Source organism: Stieleria sp., assembly GCF_041595215.1.
Taxonomy (GTDB): domain Bacteria; phylum Planctomycetota; class Planctomycetia; order Pirellulales; family Pirellulaceae; genus Stieleria; species Stieleria magnilauensis.
In genome coordinates this window covers 1-1605 of the sequence record NZ_JBFHKV010001475.1, presented here as the reverse complement: position 1 = coordinate 1605, position 1605 = coordinate 1, and the positions used below count along the sequence as shown (strand labels likewise).

Annotated in this window: 1 protein-coding gene; it reads left to right on the top strand. The window is 60.6% G+C overall.

All coding sequences use genetic code 11. The annotated features are described in order from the left end of the window. Positions 1 to 137: 137 nt before the first annotated feature. Entirely contained in the window at positions 138 to 1292 is a 1155-nt protein-coding gene (locus ABX749_RS32250) for a glycosyltransferase (RefSeq protein WP_372899653.1), read from the top strand. The last annotated feature ends 313 nt before the right edge of the window (positions 1293 to 1605 follow it).

Below are 1605 nucleotides of genomic sequence, written 5' to 3'. Positions count from 1 at the left end.
CTGGAAGGAGACGCATCGGCCGCGGACGACTTTGTCGAGCCTAGCGAGGACGCAGAGACCTCGCCGCCGCCGGACCCACAACCGGAAACCACTCAAGAGATCTTGCCGGCACCGCTCGGACAAGTCGATCTTTAGGCATGGCGGCCGATGAGAGGGCGGCCGAAGAAAGGGCGGCCGATGACACGAACTCAGCAAGCCTGTCGATCGCCTGTTTCATCCACTCGCTCCATGGCGGTGGTGCCGAACGTGTGATGGCAGGCTTGACGTCGCGTTTGGCCGAACGCGGGCATCGCGTCAGCTTGATCACGTTCGACGAGGGTGCCTCTGATCGTCACGTGATCGCGCCGAGCGTGCGACGCATGCCGCTCGCTCTGTCTGCCGACGCCAGGGGATTGTTGGGCAAGGTTCGTCAAGTTCGCGCGCGGCATCACGCCATCGCCGACGCGGTGGAACGACTTCGCCCCGACGTCGTGTTGTCGTTTTGTGATCGAACCAATCTCGACGTCTTGATGGCAACCGATCCATCAGGCCCACCGGTGGTGGTTTGCGAACGCAGCGATCCGGCACGTCAATCACTCGGGCCGTTTTGGAATGTGGTTCGTCGACACCAATACCGTCAAGCGGCAACCGTCGTCGCGTTGACCGAGACCTCGGCGAGCTACCTGCGTCCGTTTTCCAAGTCGGTTGCCGTGATTCCTTCCGCGGTCGACCGGCCTCCGCTGACGTCTGACCGCGAGCAAGCCGGTGCGCGAAAACGGATTGCCGGTGTCGGCAGACTGGAACCGGAAAAAGGATTTGACCGCCTGTTGATCGCGTTTGCCCAGGCCACGTCCGACGATCCGAGCTGGCGGTTGGTGATCTACGGCGAAGGCACCCAACGTGACGCGTTACTCGCCCAGGCCAAATCACTGGGAATCGACGACCGATTGGAATTGCCCGGCTGGGTGCGCCCGCTTGCCGAACCGCTCTCCCAGGCAACGCTGTTTTGTTTGCCCAGCCGGTATGAAGGATTCCCGTCGGCTCTGCTGGAGGCGATGTCGTTGGGCGTCCCTTCGTTGAGTGTCGATTGCGAAAGCGGCCCGCGAGTGATCATCGACCACGGCCGTGACGGCTGGTTGGTGAAATCATCCGTCGAAGGCCTGCGCGGCGGGATCGAGACACTCATCGCAGACGTCCGCCAACGCGAAGCACTCGGTCGGGCGGGAATGGGAATCGTTGATCAGTTCGGTTGGGACACAATGGTCGATCGCTACGAACAGCTGCTAAGAAACGTGGTGAGTGAGCGTACATAAACAGAACGTAGCTGCCGTCGCCAGACGGCGGCGTTGGCGAGACGAGGATGGCAGAATCATGGGGATGGCAGAATAATGGGGCAGCCGGACGATTCTGGCTCCGCGATCTGAGCGGTCAGAACATCATTTTGCCCCAAATCATTTTGCCCCAAATCATTCTGCCACTTCAAATCGATCTGCGACGGCCATGCTCCGGCGAGCGTAGATACGGTCGTTTTCTGTTCGTCGCTACAGCAAGATCTCTTCGACCACCCGTGCCGGTTTGACGCCGGTCAGTTTTTGATCGAGACCTTGGAAGGGGAACACCATCTTG

What these genes read in the sequence shown, in the direction of transcription:
- ABX749_RS32250 (WP_372899653.1), top strand. Translation starts at nt 138, where the DNA reads ATGGCGGCCGATGAGAGGGCGGCCGAAGAAAGGGCGGCCGATGACACG.